Source organism: Nocardioides proteolyticus (genome assembly GCF_051280635.3).
Taxonomy (GTDB): domain Bacteria; phylum Actinomycetota; class Actinomycetes; order Propionibacteriales; family Nocardioidaceae; genus Nocardioides.
Window position 1 is genome coordinate 1 of the sequence record NZ_JBNBPO030000052.1, and the last position, 7,265, is coordinate 7,265.

Genomic DNA, 7,265 nt, shown 5'->3' on the forward strand with positions numbered 1-7,265 from the left:
CACCACCCCCCGCGCTCCGCCCCCGCCCCCGCCGCCCCCCCCCCCCCGGCCCCCGCCCGCCCCCCCCCCCCCCCCCCCCCCCCCCCCCCCCCCCCCCCCCCCCCCCCCCCCCCCCTCGACCGTGGGGCCGCCCTCCAGCCGGTCGATGATCGTGGACCTGGTGACGACGACGTCGCCGGTCGCGCGGTCGCGGAACGCCACCGGCTCGTACCTCGGGTGGATGCCCTGCTGCATCGGCTTCCTTTCCTATAGAATGAGAATCGTTCTCAACTATGCCAGAGGGGATCCCCGCTGTCACCGGTGTCCCAGCTGCACGGCTGGCCGCGTGGCTTCGCGCGCAAGACCGGCACCTCCCGCATCCGGTTCCGGGAGATGGCCTACCGTGGCGAGCTGCCCGGCATCACGAAGTCCAGCTGGTGACCACCAGCCGGCTGCCGGACGTGCGGCGCCCGCCGCACGTCACCAACCCGACACAGGAGACACCATGAACCGCACCGAGCTCGTCGACGCCGTCGCCGAGGAGACCGGCCTGTCCGCCGCCGACACCGCCAAGGCCGTCTCCGCGGCCCTCGACAAGATCGCCCGCACCGTCGCGGAGGGCGAGTCCGTCGCGCTGTCCGGCTTCGGCACCTTCGAGCGCCGCGAGCGGTCCGCCCGCTCCGGCCGCAACCCCCAGACCGGCGAGGCGATCGAGATCGCCGCCACCCAGGCCCCGGCGTTCAAGCCGGCCGCCGCGTTCAAGCGGCTGGTCGCCGGCGACTGACCCTCGCCCGGCGTGCCGGGCGGACGCAGCCGCGCCGCCCGGCAGCCGCCCGCCCGGCAGCCGTGAGAAAGGCTCCGCGGCAGCGCGCCGGGCCGTCCCAGGCCCGACCGCGGGGCGTGAAAGGGTGACGCCATGGGGCACGGACACTCCCACCGGGCGGCCGGCGGTGCCGACGACATCCGGATCGGGTCCACCGCCCGGGTCGCGCTCCTCGCCGGACTCGGCCTCGCCCTGGTCGCCACCGTCGTCGGTCTGGTGCTCTGGTGGCCGTCCAGCGACGCGGTCTCCGAGCGCGCGGAGGCCGGTGGTGCGGCCGCCCGGTTCGCCGCGCCGGGCGTGACCTTCCCAGTCGGCGAGGTGCTCGCCGTGGCCGAGCCCTGCGTCGGTGAGGAGTCCCCCGACGCGACCGGATGCGGCCGGCTCGAGGTCGCGGTCGACGACCGGACCGTCGCCGTGGACGTGCCGCCCGAGGTGCTGGACTCCGGGATCGCCCCGGGCGACCGGGTCGAGCTGCTCAAGAGCCCGCCCACCGAGGGCGCTGACGGGGCCGACGGGGCCGACGGGGCTGGTGACGCCGGCCCGCAGTACTCCTACTTCGCCATCGACCGTGACCGCACGCTGGGCTGGCTCACCGTCCTCTTCGTCCTCGTGGTGCTGGCCATCGCCCGCTGGCGCGGGCTCTTCGCCCTGACCGGACTGGTCTTCGGCGGCGTCGTGGTGTGGTGGTGGCTGCTGCCCACGCTGCTCGACGGCGCGCCCGGTGTGGGGGTCGCGATCACCGGCGCCTCGGCGATCATGTTCGTGGTGCTCTACACCACCCACGGCTTCTCGCTGCGGACCAGCACCGCACTGGCGGGCACCCTGATCGGCGTGATGCTGACCGCCGGCATCGGGACGCTCGCGGTGTCGCGGACCCGGCTCACGGGCATCTCCGACGAGTCGGGCGCGGTGCTGTCGACGTTCGGGGCGCTGGACTTCCAGTCGCTGCTGGGATGCGCGCTCGTGATCGCCGGCCTCGGCGTGCTCAACGACGTCACGATCACCCAGGCCTCGGCCGTGTGGGAGCTGCGGGCAGGCTCGCCCGAGGCCTCGCGGGGGCAGGTCTTCGCGAGCGCCATGCGGATCGGTCGCGACCACATCGCCTCGGCGATCTACACCATCGTGTTCGCGTACGTCGGCACGGCGGTCACCCTGCTGATGGTGCTCCGGGTCTACGACCGGCCGTTGATCGAGCTGCTGTCGACCGAGCAGCTCGCCGAGGAGGTGGTGCGGACGCTCGCCACGTCGATCGGGCTGGTGCTCGCCGTGCCGATCACCACCGGCCTGGCCGCGCTCGTGGCCGCCCCGGCGCGAGCGACCGACGCCGCGGCGACCGACGCCGCGGCGGCCGAAGCCGGGCCGGCGACGGCCTGAGGGACGCCCGGTCCCCGGCGAGCCGCCGGACCGGTCCGGGTCCGGTTCAGAGCGTCGGCTCCGACCAGGCCAGCTGCACCACCTCGGTGCCGCGGTCGCGGGTGACCAGCCGTCCCCGGCCCGGCTGCGCCGGCGCCGGCCGGAGGTTGCCGATCAGCGGACCCTCCTCGCGGTTCCCGGAGAGCAGGAGACCGGGCATCGCCAGGTCGCGCATCGACTGGATCACCGGCTCGTAGAGCGCGCGCGAGGCGCCGCCGGAGCGGCGAGCGACCACGACGTGCAGGCCGACGTCGCGGGCCTGCGCCATCAGCGGCTGCAGCAGCGCGACCGGCGAGCTCTGCTGGGTGGCGACGAGGTCGTAGTCGTCGACCACCACGAACACCTCGGCCCCGCTCCACCAGGAGCGGTTACGCAGCTGCTCGGGCGTCACGTCCGGTCCGGGGATCCGGTTCTGCAGATAGGTCGCCAGGTCGCTGAGCGCCGGCTGCGCCTGGGTCGCGGAGGTGAGGTAGTTGAGCAGGTAGTCCTCGGGCACCTCGCCGAGGAGGGAGCGGCGGTAGTCGACGAGCACGATCTGCGCCTCCTTGGGGGTCCGGGTGCGCATCACCTCGTGGCAGTAGCCGCGGAGCAGGTTGGACTTCCCGGACTTGCCGTCGCCGAAGACCAGCAGGTGCGGCTCGGCGTCGACGTCGAGGCCGACCGGGGCGAGCTCCTTCTCGTTGACGGCCAGCACCAGCTGCCGGCCGGTGTGGTCGCCCGCGAGCGAGCGCACCTCGTCGAGGCCGATCCGGTCGGGCAGCAGGCGCAGCTTGGGACCGGCCGGGCCCCGCCATGCCTGGGCCACGGCCGCGACCAGCGCGTCCACGCCGTCGCCCAGGTCGTCGGCGCCCGGCCGCCCGTCGATGCGCGGCAGCGCGCCGAGGAAGTGCAGCTTGCCCGGCACCAGCCCGCGCCCGGGCCGGCCCATCGGCACCAGCGCTGCGACCTTGCGGTCGATCTCGGAGTCGATGGCGTCGCCGAGCCGCAGCTCGAGCCGGGTGCCGAGCAGGTCGCGCATCGCCGCGCGGAAGTCCGCCCACCGCGTGGCCGCGGCGACGACGTGCAGGCCGAAGGTGAGGCCGCGGCCGGCGAGCTGCTGGATCTCGAGCTCGAGGTCGTCGAAGTCCGCCCGCAGGGTGCCCCACCCGTCGACGACCAGGAAGACGTCGCCGTACCCGTCGTCGGCCCGGCCCTGCGCGCGCCGGCTCCGGTAGGTCTCGATGGAGTCGATGCCCTGGCTGCGGAAGTAGGCCTCCCGCCGATCCACGACGCTGCGCACCTCGGCCACGATCCGGCGCACCACCTCCGGCTCCGACCGGCTGCCGACACCGGCGACGTGGGGCAGCGCGGCCAGCGGGGCGAACGTGCCGCCGCCGAAGTCGAGCACGTAGAACTGCGACTCCAGGGGTGTCGTGGTGAGTGCGAGGCTGGTGACGACCGTGCGCAGCAGGGTGCTCTTGCCGCTGCGGGGGCCGCCGACCACCGCGACGTGGCCGGCGGCGCCGCCGAGCCCCACGGTGAGCGTGTCGCGGCGCTGCTCGCGGGGCCGGTCGACCGTGCCGAGCGGCACGGTCAGCCCGCCGGCGTTGCGCCACTGCAGGGAGACCAGGCCCAGCTCCGGGTGCGGGGCCAGGTCGGGCATCAGCTGGTCGAGGGTGTCGGGCCGGTCCAGAGGCGGCAGCCAGACCTGGTGGGCCGCAGGGCCGCGCCCCTCCATCCGGCCCACGGCGACGTCGAGCAGCGACTCGCCCTGGTCGCCGCCGTCGGCCCGCGCGGGCGCCGGTGCCTCGTCGGGGTCGGGCTCGTCGAAGGTCTGCACCTCCGAGACGGTGAACGGCAGGATGCCGCGCACCTTGCCGCCGCTGTCGCGGTGCACCCGCCGCCGGCTCGCCTGCGGCGGGCCCGAGACGTACGCCGCCTTGAACCGGGTCAGCGACGTCGGGTCGGGCTTCAGGTAGCCGAGGCCGGGCACCGCCGGCAGCTCGTAGGCGTCGGGCACGCCGAGCACGGCCCGCGACTCCTGGGCGCTGAAGGTGCGCAGCCCGACCCGGTAGGACAGGTGGGACTCGAGGCCGCGGAGCCGGCCCTCCTCCAACCGCTGGGAGGCCAGCAGCAGGTGCAGGCCGAGCGACCGGCCGAGCCGGCCGATGGCGACGAAGAGGTCGATGAACTCCGGCTTCGCCGACAGCATCTCGGAGAACTCGTCCACGACGAGGAACAGCGAGGGCAGCGGCGCGAGGTGCGCGGACTCCGGGTCGCCGGACGTGCGCGCCTTCTCGTAGTCGCGGATCGAGGCGAAGTTGCCGGCCTCGCGCAGCAGCTCCTGGCGGCGCACCATCTCGCCCGACAGGGCGTCCTGCATGCGGTCGACCAGCGTGAGCTCCTGGGCGAGGTTGGTGATCACCGCGGAGACGTGCGGCAGGTCGGCCATGCCGGCGAACGTGGCGCCACCCTTGAAGTCGACCAGCACCATGTTCAGCTGCTCGGGGGAGTGGGTCATCGCGAGGCCGAGCACCAGGGTGCGCAGGAACTCCGACTTGCCGGAGCCGGTCGCGCCGATCACCAGGCCGTGCGGGCCCATGCCCTGCTGGGCGGACTCCTTGATGTCGAGGTGCACCGGGTTGCCGCCGTCGCCCACGCCGATCGGGATCCGCAGCCGGTCGCGCGCCGGGCGCGACCGCCAGGCCGCCGCCGGGTCGAACCGGTGCACGTCGCCGAGGCCGAGCAGGTCCATGAAGTCGGTCGGTGCAGTGATGTCGGCGGCCTCGTCGCCCACCGACGCTCCGGCGCTTGGGGTGAAGAGCGGCGTCAGCCGGCGCGCCAGGGCCTCGGCCGTGGCCAGGCTGCACTGGTCGCCCTTCGCGCGCACCGGCTCGGTCCGCAGTCGTACGGCGACCAGGGGCACCGACGACGCCGCCGACCCGGCCGGCCGTCCGTCGCCGCCCGGCACCGGGCGGTCCTCGATCTCCAGCCGCAGCGCGGTCGCGCTGTCGAGCTCCCCCCAGCGCGCCGGAAGGTCGACGACGGTGACGCCGTGCAGCCCGTCGGGCGGGATGACGTGGTTGCCCGGCGGCAGCGCGGCGCCGTCGGTGACGAGCAGGATGTGCGGGATCGCCGGCCGCTCGTCGGCGCCGAAGCGCGGCCGCTCGCCGAGGTCCGGGGGCAGCATCTGCGCCAGGTCGGTCAACGACGTGGTCACCATCCGCGCCGGCCCGACCGCGTCGTTGTGGTGCTGGCTGTGCGCGTGGGGCAGCCACTTCACCCAGTCCCAGTGGGCCAGCGTCGCGTCGGAGGCGAGCACCGCGACCTGGAGGCTCTCCGGCGACTGGAACGCCGCCGCCGAGCAGAGCAGCGCCCGGGCGAGGGACCGGGCCTCCTCCTCCCCGCCGCAGACCTCGATCCGGTCGAAGGCGCGCAGGTCGATCGACGCCGGCAGGTCCGGCTGGATGCGGTGCACGACCAGCAGCCGGTGCAGCGCGGACGCCGACGCCGGGTCGACGTCGTCGATCGGGGCGCTCTCCGGTGGCACCAGCTCCAGCGCGAGCGGCTGCGCGCAGACGCCGTACCGGACCTGGAGGAAGGCCGGGTCCGCGGAGGACCGCTCCCACACCCGCGACCGGTCCTCGGCCAGCGCGGGCAGCGCCTCGGGGTCCGGGTGGGTCCAGGTCAGCGCCCGCCGCTGCTGGGCGGCCGCGTCGCGGGCCACCTTGCGGACCGTGGCCAGGTAGCGGAGGTACTCGGTGCGGGAGCCGGTCACCTGCTGCTGCCGCTGCTTCCGCTGCCGGTCGATCTGCACCACGATGAACCCCAGCGTCGCGAACAGGAACATCCCGGCGGCGATGAAGCGCAGCGCCTGGTGCTGCCCGTTGCCGCCGCCGAGGCCGGCGACCAGCACGATGGAGCCGAGACTGCCGAGCATCGGGATCGCGTTCATCGCGACGCCGGCGGCACCCTCGCTGGGCTGGATCTGCGGCGGCGGCTGGATCTGGAGCTGGCCGCTGGGCAGCGCGGGCCGCTCGGCGCGCCCGCCCCTCGTCGTCAGGCTCCCCGGCGCGGCCGCGGCCGGCCTGCCCGTCTGCTGCACAGTCACGGTTGCCCCCGTCGTCGGTGCGCCTGTCGTCGGTGCCCAAATCGGTGCCCAGTCATTGGACGTGGCTGCGGTCCCGGGATCGGCCCGCCGCCGGCGCGGACACGATGATAGGTCCGGCGGCCGGGTGCCGGTCGGCGGTGCGGGGCGAGGAGCACGGTCAACGACTACCCTGCCGACGAGGCCGCCAACCACGGCCACGCGAGCACTCGGGAGGCCCGATGTCGGGTACGGCGTCCCGGCCCCCGGCGGCCGGTGCGGTCACCGCGCTCACGGTGCACGGCCCGCGTGGCGTGGTGGACCTGGTGGTGCCCACCGGGGCCACCCTCGCCGAGGTCGCCCGCGCGTACGCCGACGAGGCGGGCCTGGCGACGCCGCTGCCGCTCGTCAGCCGGTCCGGCCGCCCGCTGCAGCCGGCCGACGAGGTGGGCCGGGCCGGGCTGGTGAGCGGTTCGGTGCTGGTGGCGGTGGACCCCGCGGCGCGCCCGGCACCGGAACCGGCGGCCCGATCGCGGCCGGGCCCGGCGACCGGGCACACCGGCGAGCCGGCACGGCGCGGACCGGACCCGGGGCCGGGCTCGGCCACCTGGCTAGGCGTCGCCGTCGCGGCGGCGGCGGTCGCCGGCTGGTGCGCGAGCCGGATCGAGGCCGACGACCGGTGGCCGGCGGTCGCGGTGCTGCTGGCTGCCGCCGTGCTCGGCTGCGTGCCTGTCGGGTCGCTCGCGCGGCAACGGGCCCTCGCCGCGCCGGCCTTCGCGGCCGCTGCCTGCTTCGCCGTCGTCTGGGACCCCGCGCCGACGGTCTTCTCGGTGAACCCCAGCGTCGCGAACAGGAACATCCCGGCGGCGATGAAGCGCAGCGCCTGGTGCTGCCCGTTGCCGCCGCCGAGGCCGGCGACCAGCACGATGGAGCCGAGACTGCCGAGCTTCGGGATCGCGTTCATCGCGACGCCGGCGGCACCCT

Annotated in this window: 4 protein-coding genes and 1 pseudogene; 4 read left to right on the forward strand and 1 reads right to left on the reverse strand. The window is 75.4% G+C overall.

The window, feature by feature from the left end; translation table 11 throughout:
• Positions 1–315: 315 nt before the first annotated feature.
• From ACPOLA_RS19010 to ACPOLA_RS19020, 3 genes and pseudogenes are all read left to right on the forward strand, one after another.
• A pseudogene (locus tag ACPOLA_RS19010) lies at positions 316–420 on the forward strand (30S ribosomal protein S14); the annotation flags it as partial.
• Positions 383–763 carry an HU family DNA-binding protein gene (locus ACPOLA_RS19015; RefSeq protein ID WP_435772077.1) on the forward strand — a complete coding sequence of 127 codons (381 nt, stop codon included), beginning with the start codon at positions 383–385 and terminating at the stop codon, positions 761–763. The pseudogene ACPOLA_RS19010 and the gene ACPOLA_RS19015, both read left to right, overlap by 38 nt.
• Before the next feature lie 132 nt (positions 764–895).
• Positions 896–2,176 carry a YibE/F family protein gene (locus ACPOLA_RS19020; RefSeq protein WP_435772078.1) on the forward strand — a complete coding sequence of 427 codons (1,281 nt, stop codon included), beginning with the start codon at positions 896–898 and terminating at the stop codon, positions 2,174–2,176.
• 46 nt (positions 2,177–2,222) lie between these two features.
• Here the strand turns inward: ACPOLA_RS19020 and eccCa are convergent, their stop codons facing one another.
• A complete protein-coding gene (gene eccCa / locus ACPOLA_RS19025; protein WP_435772079.1) occupies positions 2,223–6,305 on the reverse strand; it encodes a type VII secretion protein EccCa in 4,083 nt (1,360 codons plus the stop codon).
• A 218-nt stretch (positions 6,306–6,523) separates the two neighbouring features.
• On the opposite strand from eccCa, the gene ACPOLA_RS19030 reads away from it, so the two are divergent.
• Positions 6,524–7,265, forward strand: a 742-nt coding sequence (locus ACPOLA_RS19030; protein WP_435772080.1) for a ubiquitin family protein, incomplete at its 3' end; no start/stop codon positions are given.